This window comes from Nocardioides oleivorans, from assembly GCF_004137255.1.
GTDB classification, from domain to species: domain Bacteria; phylum Actinomycetota; class Actinomycetes; order Propionibacteriales; family Nocardioidaceae; genus Nocardioides; species Nocardioides oleivorans.
The window spans coordinates 1,325,056-1,344,804 of the sequence record NZ_SDWT01000001.1 but is presented as its reverse complement, the minus strand read 5'-3'; the positions used below and the strand labels follow the sequence as shown (position 1 = coordinate 1,344,804).

General features: G+C 73.3%; 17 protein-coding genes. 14 read left to right on the top strand and 3 right to left on the bottom strand.

The window, feature by feature from the left end; translation table 11 throughout:
- Positions 1-12: 12 nt before the first annotated feature.
- Both EUA93_RS06420 and EUA93_RS06415 read right to left on the bottom strand, forming a co-directional pair.
- Positions 13-1,416 carry a DUF1963 domain-containing protein gene (locus tag EUA93_RS06420; protein ID WP_129399373.1) on the bottom strand — a complete coding sequence of 468 codons (1,404 nt, stop codon included), beginning with the start codon at positions 1,414-1,416 and terminating at the stop codon, positions 13-15.
- A 46-nt stretch (positions 1,417-1,462) separates the two neighbouring features.
- Positions 1,463-3,613, bottom strand: coding sequence for an acyltransferase family protein (locus EUA93_RS06415; RefSeq protein ID WP_165355082.1), 2,151 nt, complete (start codon positions 3,611-3,613; stop codon positions 1,463-1,465).
- A gap of 247 nt (positions 3,614-3,860) precedes the next feature.
- Between EUA93_RS06415 and EUA93_RS06410 the strand changes: the two genes are divergently transcribed.
- The 11 genes from EUA93_RS06410 (at position 3,861) to EUA93_RS06360 (ending at position 15,961) form a co-directional block, all read left to right on the top strand.
- Positions 3,861-6,410 carry a 5'-nucleotidase C-terminal domain-containing protein gene (locus EUA93_RS06410; protein WP_129399371.1) on the top strand — a complete coding sequence of 850 codons (2,550 nt, stop codon included), beginning with the start codon at positions 3,861-3,863 and terminating at the stop codon, positions 6,408-6,410.
- A gap of 106 nt (positions 6,411-6,516) precedes the next feature.
- On the top strand, positions 6,517-7,131 hold the full coding sequence (locus EUA93_RS06405) for a dihydrofolate reductase family protein (protein WP_129399370.1): 615 nt from the start codon (positions 6,517-6,519) through the stop codon (positions 7,129-7,131).
- Positions 7,132-7,196: 65 nt separating this feature from the next.
- Entirely contained in the window at positions 7,197-7,640 is a 444-nt protein-coding gene (locus tag EUA93_RS06400) for a BLUF domain-containing protein (protein ID WP_129399369.1), read from the top strand.
- A 250-nt stretch (positions 7,641-7,890) separates the two neighbouring features.
- Complete coding sequence (locus EUA93_RS06395; protein WP_129399368.1) at positions 7,891-8,469, top strand: TMEM165/GDT1 family protein; 579 nt, start codon at positions 7,891-7,893, stop codon at positions 8,467-8,469.
- Positions 8,470-8,489: 20 nt separating this feature from the next.
- Positions 8,490-9,965: an LLM class flavin-dependent oxidoreductase gene (locus EUA93_RS06390; protein ID WP_129399367.1), complete on the top strand. Its 1,476-nt coding sequence runs from the start codon at positions 8,490-8,492 to the stop codon at positions 9,963-9,965.
- Between the two features lie 24 nt (positions 9,966-9,989).
- A complete protein-coding gene (locus EUA93_RS06385) occupies positions 9,990-10,859 on the top strand; it encodes an aldo/keto reductase (RefSeq protein ID WP_129399366.1) in 870 nt (289 codons plus the stop codon).
- 13 nt (positions 10,860-10,872) lie between these two features.
- Positions 10,873-11,829, top strand: a complete 957-nt coding sequence (locus tag EUA93_RS06380; RefSeq protein ID WP_242497256.1) for an SDR family NAD(P)-dependent oxidoreductase — start codon at positions 10,873-10,875, stop codon at positions 11,827-11,829.
- 135 nt (positions 11,830-11,964) lie between these two features.
- Positions 11,965-12,450 (top strand): Fur family transcriptional regulator, encoded by a 486-nt coding sequence (locus EUA93_RS06375; protein WP_129399365.1) that lies wholly within the window; start codon positions 11,965-11,967, stop codon positions 12,448-12,450.
- Positions 12,451-12,462: 12 nt separating this feature from the next.
- Positions 12,463-14,700 carry a catalase/peroxidase HPI gene (katG, locus tag EUA93_RS06370; protein WP_476703581.1) on the top strand — a complete coding sequence of 746 codons (2,238 nt, stop codon included), beginning with the start codon at positions 12,463-12,465 and terminating at the stop codon, positions 14,698-14,700.
- A 10-nt stretch (positions 14,701-14,710) separates the two neighbouring features.
- Complete coding sequence (locus EUA93_RS06365) at positions 14,711-15,478, top strand: glycoside hydrolase family 16 protein (RefSeq protein WP_129399364.1); 768 nt, start codon at positions 14,711-14,713, stop codon at positions 15,476-15,478.
- 12 nt (positions 15,479-15,490) lie between these two features.
- Positions 15,491-15,961 carry a hemerythrin domain-containing protein gene (locus EUA93_RS06360; protein WP_129399363.1) on the top strand — a complete coding sequence of 157 codons (471 nt, stop codon included), beginning with the start codon at positions 15,491-15,493 and terminating at the stop codon, positions 15,959-15,961.
- A 71-nt stretch (positions 15,962-16,032) separates the two neighbouring features.
- Here EUA93_RS06360 and EUA93_RS06355 read toward each other — a convergent pair whose 3' ends face one another.
- A complete protein-coding gene (locus tag EUA93_RS06355) occupies positions 16,033-16,503 on the bottom strand; it encodes an MOSC domain-containing protein (RefSeq protein WP_207208616.1) in 471 nt (156 codons plus the stop codon).
- Between the two features lie 119 nt (positions 16,504-16,622).
- Here EUA93_RS06355 and EUA93_RS06350 point away from each other — a divergent pair, with 119 nt between their 5' ends.
- The 3 genes from EUA93_RS06350 to EUA93_RS06340 all read left to right on the top strand — a co-directional run bounded on the left by EUA93_RS06350 (position 16,623) and on the right by EUA93_RS06340 (position 19,688).
- Entirely contained in the window at positions 16,623-17,225 is a 603-nt protein-coding gene (locus EUA93_RS06350) for a DinB family protein (RefSeq protein WP_129399361.1), read from the top strand.
- A 74-nt stretch (positions 17,226-17,299) separates the two neighbouring features.
- Positions 17,300-18,250, top strand: coding sequence for a homocysteine S-methyltransferase family protein (locus tag EUA93_RS06345; RefSeq protein WP_129399360.1), 951 nt, complete (start codon positions 17,300-17,302; stop codon positions 18,248-18,250).
- Positions 18,251-18,287: 37 nt separating this feature from the next.
- Positions 18,288-19,688, top strand: a complete 1,401-nt coding sequence (locus EUA93_RS06340) for an MFS transporter (protein ID WP_242497255.1) — start codon at positions 18,288-18,290, stop codon at positions 19,686-19,688.
- The last annotated feature ends 61 nt before the right edge of the window (positions 19,689-19,749 follow it).

Below are 19,749 nucleotides of genomic sequence, written 5' to 3'. Positions count from 1 at the left end.
GGGCCCACCGGGTCAGTAGGCCGACGCGGTGAGCTCGACCAGGTCGAAGCGCCGCGCGGCCAGGTCGGCGGGGCGGATCCAGAACTGGTAGACGCCCTCGGCGAAGTGGTGCCCGATCGCCGGGTCCGCCGACATCTCGAGCAGCAGCAGCCACTCGTCGAGCCGCTCCTCCGCGTCACCCTGGACGTAGCTCGGCGCGCTCAGCACCCGGTCCACGTCGGCGAGGTGCAGCCTCCCGTCGTCGAGCCGCGTGCCCAGCGCGTGGCGTGACCGGACGAGCTCGAGCGCCGCGGCGGGCAGCACCCGGGTCGCGTCCGGGTTGCCCGCGAGGGTGGCGTCGAGCGAGTCGTTGACCGCCTCGGCGAGCGCGAAGAGTGCGACCGGCTGGTGGTCGAGGACGAGCTGCCACAGCTCGTCGCTCTCCGCCGCGGTGAGCGGCGCCCATGCGGGCGACGACGCGGCCCGTTCCGACCACGAGTCGATGCCCGCGCGCAGGCCCGCGAGGAAGTCGTCCGCCTCCGCCTCGGTCATCGCACCCCGCCGGACGTGGTTGTCGAGGTGGTGCCGCTCGGCCTGCCGGGCGAGGTGGCCGGTGAGGATCGAGACCGCGCGCCAGTCGTGGGGGTACGACGACCACGGGCGGACCAGGACGCCGTCGTCGTACGCGTTGGAGAACCACCGCGCGTCCGCCACCGCCCCGTCGATCGAGGTGATCTGCTCCTCGAGCGGGATGGTGCCGGGCCAGAAGCCCGGCTCCTCGGCCTCGACGGCCGGGTCGCCCGTCACGACGACCGGGTCGATGCTCCACGAGGGCAGCAGCCGCGGCCACTCGGCGTCGGTGCGCGGCCAGCCCCAGTACGCGCGGCTGCCGTAGGCACGGGGCAGCGTGTCCGGGACCGGCGCCGGGACGAGCTGGTCGTGGGGCACGTCGACGTAGCGCACGCTCCACCGCCAGTGGACGCCCCAGTCGAGGTCGAGGAAGACCGAGAGGAGGCCGCGGTCGGGCATCAGGCCGAGCCGGCCCGACTCCGGGATGGTCGCGCAGTCGAGCTGGAGCACGTGGTGCATCGCCCGCTCGGTGCCGTCGGCGGTCAGGAAGAACGGCCAGGTGAAGTCGCGGGGCACCGCCGGCACCCCGCCCCAGTGGCTCAGCGCGCCGGGTCGGGGCGGGAAGTCGCGTCGCAGCAGCACGCGCTGGTCGCGGGAAGCAGCCAGTGCTTCCTCGCCCGCCGGAGTCGGCGGCGCAGGTGGGACGTCGACCGGCTGCACCGGAGGTCCCACGGGCATCGGCTCCACCGGTGGCGGCTCGGGCAGCTCGGCCGCCTCGCGCTTGACCTCACCGAGGTAGAAGAACGCCACCAGACCGACGATGACCAGACCGCCCAGCAGGACGATCACGAGTGAGGCGCCGCCCATGCCGCGAGGTTAGCCGACAGCGGCGCCGCGCTCGCGGAAATCGGGCTCAGCCCGTCGACCGACCTGCCGTCCGCAGGCCCAGGGCTCGTCCGAGCGGGGTCGCCAGCCAGCGGGCGTACGTCGTCGTCACGTGCCCCTCGTCGCGCTGCGGGACCATGTCCCGGACCACGGCCGGGCACCGCCCCGCGTCGCAGAACCACTGGCGCGTGCGCACGACCTCGACACCGGCCGCACCGGCGGCCTCGATGCTGACCCGGCTGACCGCGTCGGCCCGGCGGGTGGTGCCGCTGAGGCAGTCCCCGAGGTCGGAGTCGAGCCGCGGCAGGCACCGCTCGGGCGAGGTCGTGCGGCGTGGCACGTCCTCGAGCAGGACGAGCCGGTCGGTGAGCGGCGCCAGGTCGTCGAGGAGGCGGGCCATCCCGTCGCCGAGCTCTGCGACGACGCCTTCGGTGTCGCGCACGATCTCGCCGTCGACCTCGACGTTGGGTGCGCCGGAGGTCGACACGACGACCAGGTCCGGGGCGAGCTCGCGCACCCGGTCCTCGGCCCAGTCGTTGAACTCCAGGCAGCCCCGCCACGGCTCGTCCTGCCCGCCGCGGACCATCTGCACGCGCGCGGGCGTGCACTGCGACTTCACCAGGAAGTACGCCTTCCAGCCGGCGCGCTTCGCGATCCGGTCCACCGCCGGGGTCCAGTGACGCCCGTGCGAGTTGCCCAGCACGACGAGCGTCCGCTCGCCGTCGGGGTCGCCGCGCAGGCAGAGCCGCTCGGGCGCGCCGACGTACTCGCACCTGCCCAGGTCGGCGCGGTCGTCCTTGAGCTCGGTGAGCGCGGGGCGCAGGTCGCGCGGCACCTCGCGCCCCTCGACGGCCGCCCGGACCGAGGCCTGCACGGCGGCGATCGCGGGGTCGTCGGAGATGGCGGAGCCGTCGAGGCGGCGCTCGTAGTCGGAGACCTCGATGCCCGGGTCGTCGCCCGTCACCTGGCGGTCGATGACGTGGGTCGCGGCGAGGCAGCAGGCGACCGCGACGGACACCGCGGCCGGGTAGAGCAGCATCCCCCGCGGTCGTCGGACGGTGCGCACCTTCCGCAACGGCGTCTCGACGAAGCGGTACGACGCCCACGTCATGAGCACGGTCACCGCGAGCGCGACGACGAGGTCGAGCGGCGTGAGCTCGCGGGCGAGGCGCTGCTCGGCGATGACGAGGACCGGCCAGTGCCACAGGTAGAGGGAGTACGACGCGTCGCCGACGACGCGCAGCGGCCGTACGCCGAGCGCCCGCTGCGCCATCGGCAGCCGGCCGTCGGCGGTGCCGGTCCCCCCGAGGATGACCAGGCAGGTGCCCACGACCGGCAGGAGGGCGAGCCAGCCCGGGAACGCCGACGCCGTGGTGAGGGTGGACATCGCCAGCACGACGAGCCCGAGCCCGGCCGCGACCAGCAGGTTGCGCACGAGGGGCGTGAAGGACCGCGCGAGCCGGGGCGCGCCCACCGCCAGCAGCGACCCCGCGCCGAACTCCCACACGCGCGTGAACGTCGAGAAGTAGGCGCTCTCCGGCGAGGCGGTGGAGGCATGCACCGACCACGCGAGGCTGGCGGTCGTCGCCACCGACAGGACCCCGACCATCGCGACCGTCCGCCCGCGGTCGCCACGCCGCAGCAGCCGGCCCGCCACGAGGATCGCGAGCAGCAGCGCCACCGGCATGACCAGGTAGAACTGCTCCTCCACCGACAGCGACCAGAAGTGCTGGAGCGGCGAGGCCGGGTCGGACTGGGTGAAGTAGTCGGTCTCCTCGATGGCGAAGCGGACGTTGGCGCCGAACAGCGATGCCCATACGCCGTCGACCGCTGCGTCCCGCGCGTCGAGCGGGTGCAGCCAGAGGTACGACGCCGTCACCGTGCCGACGATCGCGACGGTCGCCGCCGGCAGGATCCGGCGCGCCCGCCGCACGTAGAAGGCGACGAGGTCGATCGTCCCGGTGGCCGCGACCTCGCGCAGCAGCAGCGTGGTGATGAGGAAGCCGGAGAGCACGAAGAAGACGTCGAGCGTGACGAAGCCGCCGGAGTACGGCGCCAGGCCGGCGTGGAAGACGAGGATGCCGAGCACGGCGAGGGCACGCATGCCCTGGATGTCGTCGCGGAAGCCACGTCGCGCCGGGGCCGGGCTCCCGGTCCGGTCGGGTGGGGCGGTGGTCACGGAGGTCCTCACGGACGGGTGCGGGGGTCCCGGCCACGCTAGTGACGTCTCGGGGCGCAACCGATGGGGTCCGGACCCCACCTGCCCATCCACATATGTGAACGAATGCCGGTCGGTGGCACCAACGTCAAGAATGTGTCGATATCTGGAACCTTGTTCGACATCGTGAACTCGGAGGAGTAGCGTCCGGCGATGTCTGTGGCATGCGTCACAGGCGGCCCGAGCAGTCCTCGCAAGGAGCACCCCCGTGACCCAGTCCGTCCCCACCCGCTGGCGCCGCACCCTCACCGCGCTGGTCTCGCTGGCAGTCGGCGCCGGCGGCGTCGTCGCCGCCTCGCCCGCACCGGCCTCCGCCGCACCCGGCGACACGATGATCGCGTGGCTCGAGGTCGAGAAGGGCGCCATCGCGGGCAACCCCGGCCTCGACCAGGGCGACCACGGCAACTTCTCCGGTGAGAGCTCCTACACCTTCCGCGACCCGGGCATGCGCTCGACCATGTCGTTCACCGCGCCCGAGGCGGGGACGTACCCGGTCTGGATCCGCTACTCCGCCGGCGGCCTCGGCAACGCCGCCGACGACAACGTCACCCGCAAGATGGGCCTACTCGTCAACGGGGGCGCGCGCCAGGTCCTCAGCTACCCCGCCACCTTCGTGCCCGGCGAGGCCGACCAGCACGACGGCTGGGAGCGCTGGAGCTGGACGCGGACCGACGTCGCCCTCACCGCCGGCGCCAACACCCTCGCCCTCGACTGCCAGCGCACCGCGGACAACGGTGGCGACGAGACCTGCCGCCTGAACTTCGACGCCGTGCAGGTCGGCGGCACCGCCCCGACCGGTGGCACCGCAGCCGCCGGCACCACCCCCGCCGCGCCGTGCACCGCCTCGACCACCATCCCCGCCGGCGCGACCCGCCTCTTCGACGGCACCTTCGCCTCCTTCGACGGCACGATCGCGGCCCCCAAGTGGCACAAGGCCGGCGCCGGCGGCTACGGCTTCCAGACCGACTGCACGCTGCGCGGCTTCCGCGGCCAGGGCACGACGTGGACGACGGCGCAGCAGAGCGGCCCCTACACGCTCGGCGTGGACTTCCTGCGCGGCTCCGCCACGTCGGCCTCGTCGGTCTACGTCGGCTCGACCAGCAACGGCTCGGCCAGCCCGACGGGTGGCTACCAGGTCCGGATCGGCGCCTCCGACACGGGCACGATCGTCACCACCGAGGGCAACGTGAGCACGGCTCCCGACGCGACCGCGCTCGCCGCCGCCCTCAAGCCGCAGGGCCAGTGGAACAGCCTCGCCGTCCAGGTCACGCCCGCGCGCATCCGGCTCCTGCTCAACGGCACGGTCGTCAACGCCGTCGACCGCACCGCGCCGATGACCGGCTACGTCGGGCTCGAGAACCGCGCCGGCGACACCGCGGCCGGCAACGTCCGGTTCCGCAACATCTACTCGGCCAGCGGCGTCGTGCTCGGCCAGTCCGCGCCGGTCCGGCGCGCGACCCTGGCCAACGGCACCACGGTGAACCGCGGCGCCGAGTCGACCCTCGGCAACCTGGTCGCCGACGCTCAGCGCTGGGCCACCCGGACCGCGGCCACCGGCAACGCGAAGCTCGCGCTCGTCAGCCCAACCCGCCTGAACGCCGACCTCGTGGCGGCGGGCAGCGGCCTCACCTACGCCCAGGCCGCCGCCGCGGTCGCCGACGAGCCGGTCGTCACCCTGCGACTGACCGGTGCCCAGATCAAGGCGATCCTCGAGCAGCAGTGGCAGCCCGCCGCCGCGACGCCCGGCTTCCTCCGGCTCGGCGCCTCCTCCGGCTTCACCTGGACCCAGGACGCCACCCGACCCGCCGGCGACCGGATCACCGGCATGTGGCTCGCCGGCACCGAGGTCCCGCTGACCGGCACCGACAACATCGTCGTCGCCGCGGCCCAGTCGCTCGTCGCGGGTGGCGACAACTTCACCGGCTTCGCGGCCGGTGGCCCGTCGACGGCGCGCACCAGCACCGTCGCCGCGCTCGCCGCCTACGTCGGTGACAGGTCGGCCTCCGCGCCGCTCGCCGCACCGCTCGCCCAGGCGGCGGTCGACGTGCACGTGCCCGACGGCGCCCCCTCGTCGTACGTCGCCGGGACGACGTACGCCGTCGACCTCGCGTCGTGGTCGTACTCCGGTGCCACCGACCCGAAGGACGCCACCGTCGAGGTGAGCGTCGGCAACCGCGCGATCGGGACCTTCCCGGTCGACAACACCGTCACCGACGACCCGACCGACCTGCACGGCCGGGTCGCCGTCCGGGCCACCCTTCCGGTGGACCTCCCGGCCGGCGCGACCACGGTGCGGATCGTCGGCACGACGACCGGCACCACGGTCCAGCGCCCGATCGTCGTCACCGCCGCCCCGACCAACCCCACGCCGAACCCGACGCCGGACCCGACGCCGGACCCCACGCCGAGCCCGACGCCGAACCCCGCGCCCCAGACCGGCCCGGTCCCTGTCCAGCCGGCCCCCTCCAAGGCGCGCCCCGGGATCAAGGTGGCGGTCAAGCCCGGCAAGGTCGTCGCGCGCCGCACCCGCGCCAAGCTGGCGATCACCGTCTCCGCGGGCGGCGCGACGCCGACCGGCACGGTGACCGTGCGGCTCGGCAAGGTGCGCCTGGAGAAGCGGCTCATCCGGGGCCGGGCGACGATCTGGCTGCCTGTCTTCGCCAGGCCCGGCACGACCCGCGTCTCGGTGTCGTACGGCGGTGACGCGAGGACGCTGACCACGACGAGGTCCTTCCAGGTCCGCGCCGTGGCTCCCTGACCCACCCCTCCACCCCCCATCCTCCGTCGGCCCGGGGACGCCTTCCCCCGGGCCGGCGGATCACCAGTGCTTGCCGATCCCCCGGGTCCGGCGGCACGATCGGGACGTGCCCCGCGTCGTTGCTGACATCTCCATCTCCCTGGACGGCTACGTCACGGGCCCGGCCGCCGGGCCGGACAACGGCCTCGGCGACGGCGGCGAGGCACTGCACAGGTGGGCCTTCTCCGACGACCCCGCCGACGAGCGCCTGGTGCGCGAGGCGACCGCCAGGTCGGGTGCCGTCGTCCTGGGCCGCACGCTCTTCGACATCGTCGACGGTCCGGACGGCTGGAACGACGAGGTCGGCTACGGCGCCGGCGAGGTGGGCCAGCCGCCGTTCGTCGTGGTGACCAGTGCCGCGCCGCAGCACGTCCGCCAGACCCACCTCGACTGGACCTTCGTCACGACCGGCATCGAGGACGCCGTCGACGTGGCGAAGGACCTCGCCGCGCGGGAGCAGTCGCGCCGCGGGTCCGAGCTCGACGCGGTGCTGATGGGCGGCGGTGCGCTGATCGGGAGCGCGCTCGCGGCCGGGCTCGTCGACGTGCTCAGCCTCCACCTCGCACCGGTGGTGCTGGGCGGTGGCACGCCCCTCTTCGCGCCGGGGACGCACCGCGAGCTGCGCCGCACCGGGTGCCTGGCGACGTCGACCGCGACCCACCTGACGTACGACGTCCTCTGACGCGCCTCGGGCACGCACCCTCGGGTGTGGTGGCACCGGGGGGCGCGACCTAGTGTTCTCGGACGATGAACGACCACACCAGCGGGGCCGACCTCCTCTCCGTGACCTATGCCAGCTCGGCCACCGAGCTCATGTCGGTCGGCCAGCTCGTGGAGCTGATCGAGCAGATCCGGCCCAAGAACGAGCGCCTCGGCGTGACCGGGCTCCTGCTCTACAGCGGCGGCACCGTGATGCAGACCCTCGAGGGTGACTCGCGGGTCGTCGACGACCTGGTCGCGGTGATCGAGACCGACCCGCGCCACAACGGCGTACGCGTCGTCGACCGCCGTCTCGTCGACGAGCGCGCCTTCTCGACGTGGTCGATGGCCTTCCGCAACATCACCAGCCGCGAGGTCGCCGACCTCCAGGACTTCTCCGCCTTCGCGCGGGAGTCGATCGGCGACGACCTCGGCGCCCACGCGGTCGCGGCCTTCGGCCTGCTGGAGACCTTCCGCCTCAACGCCGTCTGAGGGTGTCCGACCTCACGCGGGACACCGTGGTGGCGGCGACACCCTGTCGTCTACGGTTGAGGTGAAAGGGAGTAGTCCCCAACAGGTGCGTCGACATGCTGATCCTCTCCGGGTCCGGCGCACCGGGCCACCTCGGTGGCGGACGAGACTTTCGACCAGCTACACGACCATCTTCAAGGGACGTGCCTGGTCGAAGGCGCGTCCCACTCCCTGAGGGTCGTCCTCCGGCTGGGCCGGAGAGGAAACCCCCATGTGGGACGCGCTGTGGATCAGCACCGCCGTCATCTTCGTCGCCGAGCTCGGCGACAAGTCGCAGCTCATGGCGATGACGTTCGCCACCCGCTACAAGGCCCGCGACGTCGTCATCGGCCTGACGATCGCCACCGCGATCGTGCACCTCGTGTCGGTCGGCATCGGCGCCGCGATCGGCGATGCGTTCTCCGACTACCAGGGCGGGATCAACATCGTCGCCGGCATCGCCTTCCTCGGCTTCGCGGCCTGGACGCTGCGCGGCGACACGCTGAGCGACGAGGAGGCCGACAAGGTCCGCAGCAGCCAGGGTGCGGCGATCCTCGCCGTCGGTATCGCCTTCTTCCTCGCCGAGCTCGGCGACAAGACGATGCTCGCCACGATCACGCTCGCCACGCACGAGGGCTGGTTCGGCACCTGGATCGGGTCCACGATCGGCATGGTCGCCGCCGACGCGCTGGCGATCGTCGTCGGTGCGCTGCTCGGCCGGCAGCTGCCCGAGAAGGCCGTCCGCTGGTTCGCGACCGCGGCCTTCGTCGTCTTCGGCGTCCTGCTGATCTGGCAGGGCGTCACCGCCTGAACGACGGCGATACTGGGGACGTGCAGCTCCCCGACCCGGCCCTCGTGGTGCTCGTCGGCGCCTCGGGGGCGGGGAAGTCGACCTGGGCCGCGCCCCGCTACCGCGCCCAGGAGGTCGTCTCCTCCGACGCGCTGCGCGGGATCGTCGGCAGCGGTCCGCACGACCTCGACGCCTCGGCCGACGCGTTCGGCGTCCTCGAGACGATCGTCGAGGCCCGCCTCCGCCGGGGGCTGACCACCGTCGTGGACACGCTCGGCCTCGACCCGACGCGCCGCCTCGCGTGGCTCGCCGCCGCGCGGGCCGCCGGCCTGCCAGCGGTCGTCGTCCTGCTGGACACGCCGGAGGCCGAGTGCCGCCGGCGCAACTCCGCCCGCGACCGCCCGGTCCCGGCGCCCGTGCTCGCAGCGCAGCTGAAGACGGCGCGAGACGTACGCCGACAGCTGGAGGCCGAGGGCTGGGACCTCGTCGCGGCGGTGGCGGTGGAGTCCACAGCGGACGTCCCCGTCGCCCTCCCGGACTCCGTCCCGGTCTCCGCGCCGGCACTGCCCGTGGGCGACCGCACCTCCAGCCTCGGCCTGCGGTCGGTGCTGCAGGTGTCGCGGTTCCCGTGGGGCGAGGAGCCGCTCGCCTGGCTCACCGACATCGCCCGGGCGGCCGACGAGGCCGGCTTCGCCGGGCTCGCCCTGATGGACCACCTGATCCAGGTGCCGCAGGTCGGCCGGGCGTGGGACCCGATCCCCGAGCCGTGGGTGACCCTCGGCGCGATCGCCGGGCTCGGCACCGGCCTCGAGCTCGGCACGCTCTGCACGCCCGTGACCTTCCGGCCGGCCGGCGTCACCGCCAAGGCGGCCGCGACGCTGTCCGCGCTGACCGGGGGCCGGGCGTTCGTCGGGATCGGCGCGGGCTGGTTCGAGCGCGAGCACGCGGCCCACGGCATCGCCTTCCCGCCCGCGCGCGAGCGCCTCGACGAGCTCGAGCGCGCCGTGGTGACCATGAAGGCCCTCTGGTCCGCGGGCACCAAGTCCTACGACGGGCACGGGGTCGTTCTGCCGGAGACGACGTCGTACCCCCGTCCCGCCGGGCCGATCCAGGTCGTCGTCGGCGGCTCCGGCGAGCGGCGCACGCTCCGGATCGCCGCCCGGCACGCCGACGCCTGCAACCTCCGCACGACCGACGAGGCCGAGCTCGCGCGGCTCGTCGGCGTCCTGCACGCCCACTGCGACGACGTCGGCCGGCCCCGCGACGAGGTCGCCGTGACGGTGCTCGACCTGCCGGTCGTCGGGCGCGACCGCGACGACGTCTGGGCACGCGTCGAGCGCCTGCGCGGGCGCACGGCGGCAGCGACGTACGCCGCCCGCACGCTCGCCGCGACCGTCGACGGCCACCGCGACCGGTGGGCCCGCCTCGCCGGGCTGGGCGTGACGACGGTCTTCCTCGCCACTCCCGACCTCGGAAGTCCCGAGGACGTGCTCGCCCTCAGGGGGCTGAACGCCTGACCCCGCCACCCGTAGGTTGGAGGAATGCAGACTCGTACCCTCGGAACCCAGCAGGTCGGCGCCATCGGGCTCGGCCTCATGACCTTCGACCAGACCGGCACGCAGCCGCGCCAGCAGCTCGTCGACACCGTCTCCGCCGCCCTCGACGCGGGCGTCACCCTCTTCGACACCGCCGACGCCTACGGGCCCGGCGACGAGCTGGGCCCTGACGCGCAGGGCGCGAACGAGCGACTCATCGTCTCGATCCTCGACGAGCTCGGCGTCCGCGACCGTGTCTTCCTCGCCACCAAGGGTGGCCACGTCCGCGGTGAGGGCGGCAGCTGGGACGTGGACTCCTCCGCCGCGCACCTGCACGCCGCCGTCGACGCCAGCCTGGCGCGCATCGGCGTCGACCAGCTCTCGCTGTGGCAGCACCACCGACCCGACCCGAAGGTGCCCTACGACGAGGTGATCGGCACGATCAAGGAGATCGCCGACAGCGGCAAGGTCGCCCACGTCGGCCTCTCCAACGCCGACCCGGAGCAGATCCGCGCCGCGCACGCCGTGCTGGGCGATCGGCTGGTCAGCGTGCAGAACCAGTACAGCCCGAAGTTCCGCTCCTCCCAGCCCGAGATCGAGGTGTGCGAGGAGCTCGGCCTGGCCTTCCTCCCGTGGAGCCCGCTCGGTGGCCTGTCCGACGCCAAGGAGCTCGCCGAGAAGCACCCGGCCTTCGCCGAGATCGCCGACGCCCGGGGGGTCAGCGCGCAGCAGGTCGCCCTGGCCTGGGAGCTCGCCCAGTCGCCGGTCGTCATCCCGATCCCGGGCGCCAAGCGGCCGTCGTCGATCACCGACTCGGCGGCCGCCGCGTCGATCGAGCTCACCGCCGACGAGCTGTCGCGGCTCGACGCGAGCTGATCGGCGTCCCGACGTGAGCCGCCCGCTGCCCGTCAGGCTGGTCGACGCGGCCATGGACCGCTCCTTGGTCCTCGGCTACACCACGATCGGCCTGGCGGTGCGGCGTGCGCTGCCCGGCTGGCCGGCCGACCCGCTGCCGCGCTCGCTCGAGGGCCGGCACGTGCTCGTCACCGGCGCGAGCTCGGGCCTCGGGATCGCGACCGTCGCCGGGGTGGCTGGGCTCGGCGCGACCGTGCACATGCTCGTGCGCGACGAGGCCAAGGGAGCCGCGGTCGCCGACCGGCTGCGGGACGCGCAGCCCGGCGTGGCGCTGCACCTGTGGCGCTGCGACGTGGCCGACCTCGACGACGTACGACGCTTCGCCGCCGACTTCGTCGCGGCGGTCCCCGAGCTGCACGCGGTGGTGCACAACGCCGGCGTGATGCCGCCGTCGCGGACGGAGTCGCCGCAGGGCCTCGAGCTCAGCATGGCCGTGCACCTCGTCGGCCCGGTCGTGATGACCGAGGCGCTGCTCCCGTCCCTCGCCGGTGGCCGGGTGGTGCTGGTGAGCAGCGGCGGGATGTACGGCCAGCCGCTGCGCGCCGACGACCCGGGCTACACGACCGGCGACTACGCGCCGGCGACGGCCTACGCGCGGTCCAAGCGCTGGCAGGTCGAGATGGCCCCGCTGCTGGGCGCCCGCTGGACCGACCTCACGGTCGCGACCATGCACCCCGGCTGGGCCGACACCCCCGGCGTGCGGGAGTCGCTGCCGACCTTCCGGAGGATCACCCGGCCGGTGCTGCGCGACGACGCGCAGGGCGCCGACACCAGCGTCTGGCTCACGGCGGTCGAGCCCGCTCCGGCGACTGGCCTGTTCTGGCACGACCGCGCCGCGCGTCCGACGTACCTCCTGCCCACCACCCGCGCCTCCGACGCCGACCGCACGAAGGCGTGGGCCTGGCTCACCGAGGCCGCCTCCCTCCCCTGACCGATGGATACCTAAGGGACGATCTCGTGGGTGGAACCTCGGTCTGACTACCGAGACGTCCCTGGACATCGGGGGCCGGGCATCCGGTGGGCATCAAACTTGACTCGTTCAAGAAACGGGGGCAGGGTGGAGGCGATGAACGACCAGACGTCCGAGGCCGAGCTCGAGGGCCAGTTCGAGCAGCTGCTCCGCAGCGCCGACCTGAGGGTCACGCGCCCGCGCCTCGCGGTCCTCCGTGCCGTACGACGCCACCCGCACGCCGACACCGGCAGCGTCCTCGCCGCGGTCCGGGCCGAGCAGCCGGCGGTCTCGCACCAGGCGGTCTACGACGTGCTCGGCGTCCTGTCCGACCATGGCATCGTCCGCCGGATCCAGCCCGCCGGGTCGGTCGCCCGCTACGAGCTGCGCGTCGGCGACAACCACCACCACGTGGTCTGCCGCTCGTGCGGCACCGTCGCCGACGTCGACTGCGCCGTCGGCCACACCCCGTGCCTCGACGCCTCCGACAGCGGGGGCTTCGTGATCGACGAGGCCGAGGTCACCTACTGGGGCCTGTGCCCCGCCTGCGCCTCCACCGCTTCCTCCACCGCTTCGCCCACGTCCACCGCCAGCACCCACTGAGAGGGATCCCCCATGTCCGACGACCTTCCCAACGACTCCGAGCGCGCGACCGACACCTCCGACAAGACCCACGCCAACGCCGAGGTCGGTGAGATGAACGAGGAGGCCCCCGCGGGCCAGTGCCCCGTCATCCACCACCAGCCGCAGCCCACCGAGGGCGACGCCAACCAGGTCTGGTGGCCCGAGCGCCTCAACGTCCGGATCCTCGCCAAGAACCAGCCCGTGCGGAACCCGCTCGGCGGCGACTTCGACTACGCCGCGGCGTTCGCCACGCTCGACCTGCCCGCCGTGAAGGCCGACATCGAGGCCGTCCTCACCGACAGCCAGGACTGGTGGCCCGCCGACTTCGGCCACTACGGCCCGCTGATGATCCGCATGGCCTGGCACAGCGCCGGCACCTACCGCGTCCAGGACGGCCGCGGCGGCGGTGGCACCGGGCAGCAGCGCTTCGCGCCCCTCAACTCCTGGCCCGACAACGGCAACCTCGACAAGGCCCGCCGCCTGCTGTGGCCGGTGAAGAAGAACTACGGCAACGCCCTCTCGTGGGCCGACCTGATGATCCTGACCGGCAACGTTGCGCTGGAGTCGATGGGCTTCGAGACCTTCGGCTTCGCCGGCGGTCGCGTCGACGCGTGGGAGCCGGACGACGACGTCTACTGGGGTCCCGAGACCGAGTGGCTCGGCGGCGACAAGGGCGGTGCGGAGCGCTACTCCGGCGACCGCGAGCTCGCCAACCCGCTCGCCGCGGTCCAGATGGGCCTCATCTACGTCAACCCGGAGGGCCCCGAGGGCAAGCCCGACCCGCTCGCGGCCGCCTTCGACATCCGCGACACGTTCAGCCGGATGGCGATGAACGACGAGGAGACCGTCGCCCTCATCGCCGGCGGCCACACCTTCGGCAAGACCCACGGTGCCGCCGACCCCGAGGAGTACGTCGGCCCGGAGCCGGAGGCCGGCCCGATCGAGGCCGGTGGCCTCGGCTGGCTGTCGAAGTACGGCTCCGGTGTCGGCAAGGACGCCATCACGTCGGGCCTCGAGGTCACCTGGACCGACAAGCCGACGCAGTGGACCAACCGCTTCTTCGAGATCCTCTTCGAGCACGAGTGGGAGCTCGAGCAGAGCCCCGCCGGCGCCAACCAGTGGGTCGCCAAGGACTCCGAGGCGATCATCCCGGCGCCCGACGAGGGCGGCGCCAAGCGCCGGCCCACCATGCTCACGACCGACCTCGCGCTGCGGATGGACCCGGCCTACGAGGCGATCTCGCGTCGCTTCCTGGAGAACCCCGACCAGTTCGCCGACGCCTTCGCCCGCGCGTGGTTCAAGTTGACCCACCGCGACATGGGCCCGGTCACGCGCTACCTCGGCCCCGAGGTCCCCTCGGAGGAGCTGCTCTGGCAGGACCCGATCCCGGCTCCCGCGCACGTCGCGTCCGCCGAGACCGTCGCCGCGGTCAAGGCGAAGATCGCCGACGCCGGCCTCACGGTCAGCCAGCTCGTGTCGACCGCCTGGGCGGCCGCGTCGTCGTACCGCGGCTCCGACAAGCGCGGTGGCGCCAACGGTGGTCGCATCCGTCTCGAGCCCCAGCGCAGCTGGGAGGTCAACGACCCGCAGCAGCTCGCCGGCGTGGTGACCGTGCTCGAGGGCATCGCCGAGGCCCACGACATCACCTTCGCCGACACCGTCGTGCTCGCGGGCAACGTCGGGGTGGAGCAGGCGGCGGCCGCCGCGGGCGTCACCGTCGAGGTGCCGTTCACCCCGGGTCGTGGTGACGCGACGCAGGAGCAGACCGACGTCGAGTCGTTCGCCTGGCTCGAGCCGAAGGCCGACGGCTTCCGCAACTACGTGCGGTCGGACGCCAAGCTGCCGGCGGAGTACCTCCTCGTCGACAAGGCCAACCTGCTCAACCTGAGCGCGCCCGAGCTGACCGTCCTCGTCGGCGGCCTGCGCGTCCTGGGCGCGAACACCGCGGCCTCGACCGACGGCGTGCTCACCGAGCGTCCCGGCCAGCTGACCAACGACTTCTTCGTCAACCTGCTCGACCTCGGCACGGTCTGGTCGCCCGCGGGCTCCAACGACCGCTACGAGAGCGGTGCCTGGACCGGCACGCGGGCCGACCTCGTCTTCGCGTCGAACTCCGAGCTGCGCGCGATCGCGGAGGTCTACGCCCAGGACGGCGTCGAGGAGAAGTTCGTCCACGACTTCGTCGCCGCGTGGGTCAAGGTCATGGACAACGACAGGTACGACGTCTGACGCTGTCCGCATGGACAGCGCGACCGGCACGGTCACGGAGCACTTCGAGGGCTCCGACCTCGCGGACGACCGGTGGGTGCCGCACTACCTGCCCCACTGGTCGTCCCGCGAGGGCACCCGGGCGTCGTACGACGTCCACGACTCGGTCCTGCGCCTGCGCGTCCCCGTCGGCCAGGGCCTGTGGTGCCCCGACCGGCACCGCCCGTCGCTGCGGACCTCGACGGTCGCCTCGGGGCTGTACGCCGGCCCGCTCGGGTCGACGCTCGGCCAGCAGCCCTTCGCCGACGGCCTGACGGTCACCGAGGAGCAGCCGCCCTTCCGCGGGTGGCTGGTCTCCGGGGGCCGCGTCACGGTCCGGGCCCGCGCCGACCTGACCGCCCGGTCGATGGTGTCGGTCTGGATGACCGGCTTCGAGGACGAGCCCGACCGGTGCGGCGAGGTGTGCGTCTTCGAGGTCTTCGGCGACACGGTGACGTCGTCCTCCGCCGGCGTCGGGGCGGGCGTGCACGCCTTCCGCGATCCTGCCCTGGGTGAGGACTTCTCGGTCACGCCGGTCGACCTCGACCTGCGGGAGTGGCACGACTACTCGGTCTCGATGACTCCCTCGGGCTGCACCTGGACCGTCGACGGCCGCGCCCTGCGCACCTCGGCGGAGTGTCCGTCGTACCCGCTCCAGCTCTTCGTGGGCGTCTTCGACTTCCCCGAGCGCGAGGACGGCACCACCCGCGACCACGAGCCGAGCCTTGAGGTCGACTGGATCCGGCACGAGCCCTTGTAGGGTCGGCGTCGGATGAGCGACCCAGAGACCACCCGGCTGATCGCCTGGGGAGCCGAGATGCGTGCGGTGCACGACCGGCTCCGCGGTGCGCTGAGGCTCTCGCAGGAGGCAGCCGCCGCCGGGCTCCCGCTCCCGACGCCCAGCCGCGACCTGCTGCTGTTCTGCCACGGCTTCTGCTCCGCGCTCGACGGGCACCACCGCGGGGAGGACGCGCTCCTCTTCCCGGCCGTCGAGGCCGAGCACCCGGACCTGTCGCCGCAGCTGCGCAAGCTCGAGCAGGACCACGCGATGATCGGCACGCTGCTCGACGGGCTCTCGGCCGCGGTCGCGCGCTCCGCGGCGCCGTCGGTGGTCGCCGGGCACCTCGAGGGACTGGCCGCGATCATGGAGTCGCACTTCGGCTTCGAGGAGCGGACGCTGCTGGCCGTGCTCGACCGGCTGGGGCTCCGGGCGTCGGTGGCCGAGGTCTACGGGCCCCTCTGACTCGTGTATCCAGGGACGATCTCGTGGGCGCGGACCCCGTTCCACCTACCGGATCGTCCCTAGATACCGGGTCAGGTGTCGGGGGTGGGTGCGGGGGTGGGGGTGGGGCCGACCGAGGCCTCGTCGCCGACGCGGATCGTGCCGGAGGAGAGCAGCCGGAAGACCGTGCCGCCGCGGGGCGACTTGAGGGCCTGCATCGCGCCGGGCCCGAGGTCGTCGTCGAGGAGCCGGCAGGGTGCGGCGATGCGGACCACCTCGAGCTCGACGCCGGCGATCGTCATCCGCTCGCCGGGACGCGTGGGCAGCGGGCCGTGGTCGAGGGTGATGTTGCGTCGGGTGAGGCCGGGGTCGACGGGTCGCCCGAGCGCCTCGGCGGCGGCGTCGAGGTCATCGAGGACCTGCACGGTGACGTGCCGGTGCCTGCTGCCGTGGTAGCGGTCGCCGACCAGGCCGGCGCCCGCCTCGGCCTCGACGCTCGCGACCGACTTCGTGGGCAGCCGGCGGCCCGGCGCGACGTGGATCGAGTGCACGCGGGAGGTCACGCCGGAAACCGTACTTCGCACCCGAGTCTCCCGGTTGTCGGCCGAGATCTGGGGGGCGAAGCGGGGCGGTCACCGGATATCCGGTGACTCCAGGAGGGCACCGCGGGCATGATCGCCGGATGGACGACCACCTGCTCGACCCTGCGACGGCACTGCTGGAGTACCTCCAGGGGGCGCGGGAGTCGCTGCTCTGGAAGCTCGAGGGACTGGGCGAGCGGGACCTGCGCCTGCCGCGCACGCCGACCGGCACGAACCTGCTCGGCATCGTGCGCCACTGCGCCAACGTCGAGATCGGCTACTTCGGGCCCACGTTCGGCCGCGCGTGGCCCGAGACCGACCACCCGTTGTACGTCACCGACGAGGTCGCCGACGTGGACCCCCAGGCCGACTGGTGGGTCCCGGCCGACATCGCGGCGAGCGAGGTCGTCGACTTCTACCGCCGGGTCTGGGCCTTCTGCGACGAGACGGTCGCCAGCCTCCCGCTCGACGCCCGCGGCCGGGTGCCGTGGTGGCCCGAGGACCACTGCGACGTCTCCCTGCACCGGGTCGTCGTGCACGTCATCAGCGACGTGGCCCGGCACGTCGGCCACGCCGACATCCTGCGCGAGGGCATCGACGGCGCCGCCGGCTTCCTCGTCGGCTCGAGCAACCTGCCCGATCTCGAGTGGTCGTCGTACGTCGACAGGCTGACGGCCGTCGCGGAGGAGTTCCCGGCCGGGTAGGGCGGTCTAGTCGACCGGGTCCTGGGGAGCGGCGCGGTGCTAGACAGGGATGTCGCCCCACCCCGGGAGGTCCGATGACGACATGGCGGCTGCCCGACCACCCCGCAGGCTGGGTCACCGACGGTGGGCTCGAGACCGACCTGGTCTTCCACCACGGGATCGACCTGCCGGACTTCGCTGCGTTCCCGCTCATCGACGACCAGGAGGGCCGTGAGGTCCTCACCGACTACTTCCGCGGTTTCGCCCAGGTCGCCTCGGACGCCGGCGCGGGGCTGCTGCTCGAGACGCCGACGTGGCGGGCGAACGCCGACTGGGGCGCCCGGCTGGGGTACGACGACCACGCACTGCGCCGGGTGAACCACGACGCGGTCTCGTTCCTGGCGGCGCTCGCCGAGGAGCACACCCGCGAGCACGGCGGGGTGGCACTGGTCGGCGGGACCATCGGGCCGCGCGGCGACGGCTACCGGGCCGGCGACCTCGACGCCGACCGCTACGCCGACTACCACCTGGCGCAGGTGGCGGCGTTCGCCGAGGCGGGCGCCGACCTGGCGACCGTGCTCACCCTGGCCACGGTCGCCGAGGCCGTCGGCGTGGTCCGCGCGGCCCAGGACGTCGGCCTGCCGCTGGGCGTCTCGTTCACCGTCGAGACCGACGGCCGGCTCCCGGACGGCACGCCGCTGGGCGAGGCGGTCGAGCAGCTCGACGCCGCGACGGGCGCGGGCGCCGCGCACCTGCTGGTCAACTGCGCGCACCCCGACCACGTGCGGCCCGGGATCGACCCGTCGGCGCCGTGGGCCGCGCGGATCGCCGGGCTCCGGGTGAACTCCTCGCGCCAGTCGCACGCCGAGCTCGACGAGGCCGAGGTGCTCGACGAGGGCGACCTCGACGACCTGGCCGCGCGGACCCGGGCGCTCGCCGACGAGCTGCCGTCGGTCCGCATCGTCGGCGGCTGCTGCGGGACCGACGTACGGCACGTGGCGGCGATGTGGGACGGCTGGACCCCGGCGGGGGCGGGCAGGAAGTAGGAGGCGCGATGTCGGTCCCGGCGCCTAGTGTCGGGGCGTGGCCGACGACATCCCCGCCGATCCCGCCGCCCCGCAGGCGGAGGCGCACCTCCCGCCCGGGGTGACCCGCGGGCCGGAGACGCTGCGCGCGTTCCGGCAGGTGCTGGGCAACACGCTCGTGGCCAACGTGACGTCGAGCTACCTCTGGTTCGCCCTGACGTTCTGGGCCTACCTCGAGACCCGCTCGGTCATGGCCACCGCGATCATCGGCGGCGGCTACATGCTCTTCACCGCCGTCTTCGGCACCTTCTTCGGCACGCTGGTCGACCGGCACCGCAAGAAGCAGGTCATGGTCATCTCCTCGACCGTCACCCTGGTGACCTACGCGTCGGCCGGCGGACTGTGGGTGCTGCTCGGTGAGGACCGGCTCGCCGACTGGGGCAACCCGTGGTTCTGGCTGTTCAGCGCGGTGATCCTGGCCGGCGGGGTCGTGGAGAGCCTGCGCAACATCGCCCTCTCCACCACGGTCACGCTCCTCGTCCCGGAGGACGGCCGCGACAAGGCCAACGGGCTCGTCGGCACCGTGCAGGGCATCTCGTTCATGGTCACCAGCGTCTTCAGCGGGCTCAGCGTCGGCCTGATCGGCATGGGCTGGACCCTCGCCGTCTCGATCGTGCTGACCGGCGTCTCGCTCCTGCACCTGGTGCCGATCACGATCCCCGAGCTCGCGCCCGACCCCGAGGAGGGCGGGGCGAGGTTCGACTTCCGCGGCGCCATCAGCGCCATCACGGCCGTGCCCGGCCTGGTCGCGCTGATCCTGTTCACCACGTTCAACAACCTGGTCAGCGGTGTCTACGTCGCGCTCATGGACCCCTACGGCCTCGAGCTGTTCAGCGTCGAGGCCTGGGGCATCGTCCTGGGCGTCACGGGCCTCGGCTTCGTGCTCGGCGGCGGCCTCGTCGCCAGGTTCGGGCTCGGGAAGAACCCTGTCCGCACCCTGTTGCTGGTCAACCTCGCCGTCGCGGTCCTCGGGATGACCTTCACCATCCGCGAGCTCGCCTGGCTCTACGTCCTCGGCATCTTCGTGTTCATGGCCCTCATGCCGGTGGCCGAGTCGTCGGAGCAGACGATCCTCCAGCGGGTCGTGCCCTACCGCACGCAGGGTCGCGTCTTCGGCTTCGCGCAGAGCGTCGAGCTCGCCGCGAGCCCGGTCTCGGCGTTCATGATCGGCCCCCTGGCCGAGTTCTGGCTGATCCCCTACATGAGGTCGGCCGAGGGTCGCGACACCTGGCACTGGCTCCTCGGCGGCGGAGAGGCGCGTGGCATCGCGCTCGTCTTCCTCGCCGCCGGCGCGATCATGTTCGTGACGGTCCTCCTCGCGCTGGCCTCCCGTCCCTACCGCCGGCTCTCCTCGTCGTACGCCGTCGCGCCCCCGCAGCAGCTCGAGGCCACTCCGTAGTCCCGGGGTGGTCCTTCGGTCTATTTCCCCAGCCGGGGGTCTGGTCAACGCGCGGGCCCGG

Excerpts from the sequence above, each read along its gene's own strand:
- EUA93_RS06420 (WP_129399373.1), bottom strand. The coding sequence starts at position 1,416 with ATGGGCGGCGCCTCACTCGTGATCGTCCTGCTGGGCGGTCTGGTCATC.
- EUA93_RS06350 (WP_129399361.1), top strand. The coding sequence starts at position 16,623 with ATGGACGACCACCTGCTCGACCCTGCGACGGCACTGCTGGAGTACCTC.
- EUA93_RS06395 (WP_129399368.1), top strand. The coding sequence starts at position 7,891 with ATGTGGGACGCGCTGTGGATCAGCACCGCCGTCATCTTCGTCGCCGAG.
- EUA93_RS06385 (WP_129399366.1), top strand. The coding sequence starts at position 9,990 with ATGCAGACTCGTACCCTCGGAACCCAGCAGGTCGGCGCCATCGGGCTC.
- EUA93_RS06365 (WP_129399364.1), top strand. The coding sequence starts at position 14,711 with ATGGACAGCGCGACCGGCACGGTCACGGAGCACTTCGAGGGCTCCGAC.
- EUA93_RS06360 (WP_129399363.1), top strand. The coding sequence starts at position 15,491 with ATGAGCGACCCAGAGACCACCCGGCTGATCGCCTGGGGAGCCGAGATG.
- EUA93_RS06400 (WP_129399369.1), top strand. The coding sequence starts at position 7,197 with ATGAACGACCACACCAGCGGGGCCGACCTCCTCTCCGTGACCTATGCC.
- EUA93_RS06375 (WP_129399365.1), top strand. The coding sequence starts at position 11,965 with ATGAACGACCAGACGTCCGAGGCCGAGCTCGAGGGCCAGTTCGAGCAG.
- katG (WP_476703581.1), top strand. The coding sequence starts at position 12,463 with ATGTCCGACGACCTTCCCAACGACTCCGAGCGCGCGACCGACACCTCC.
- EUA93_RS06345 (WP_129399360.1), top strand. The coding sequence starts at position 17,300 with ATGACGACATGGCGGCTGCCCGACCACCCCGCAGGCTGGGTCACCGAC.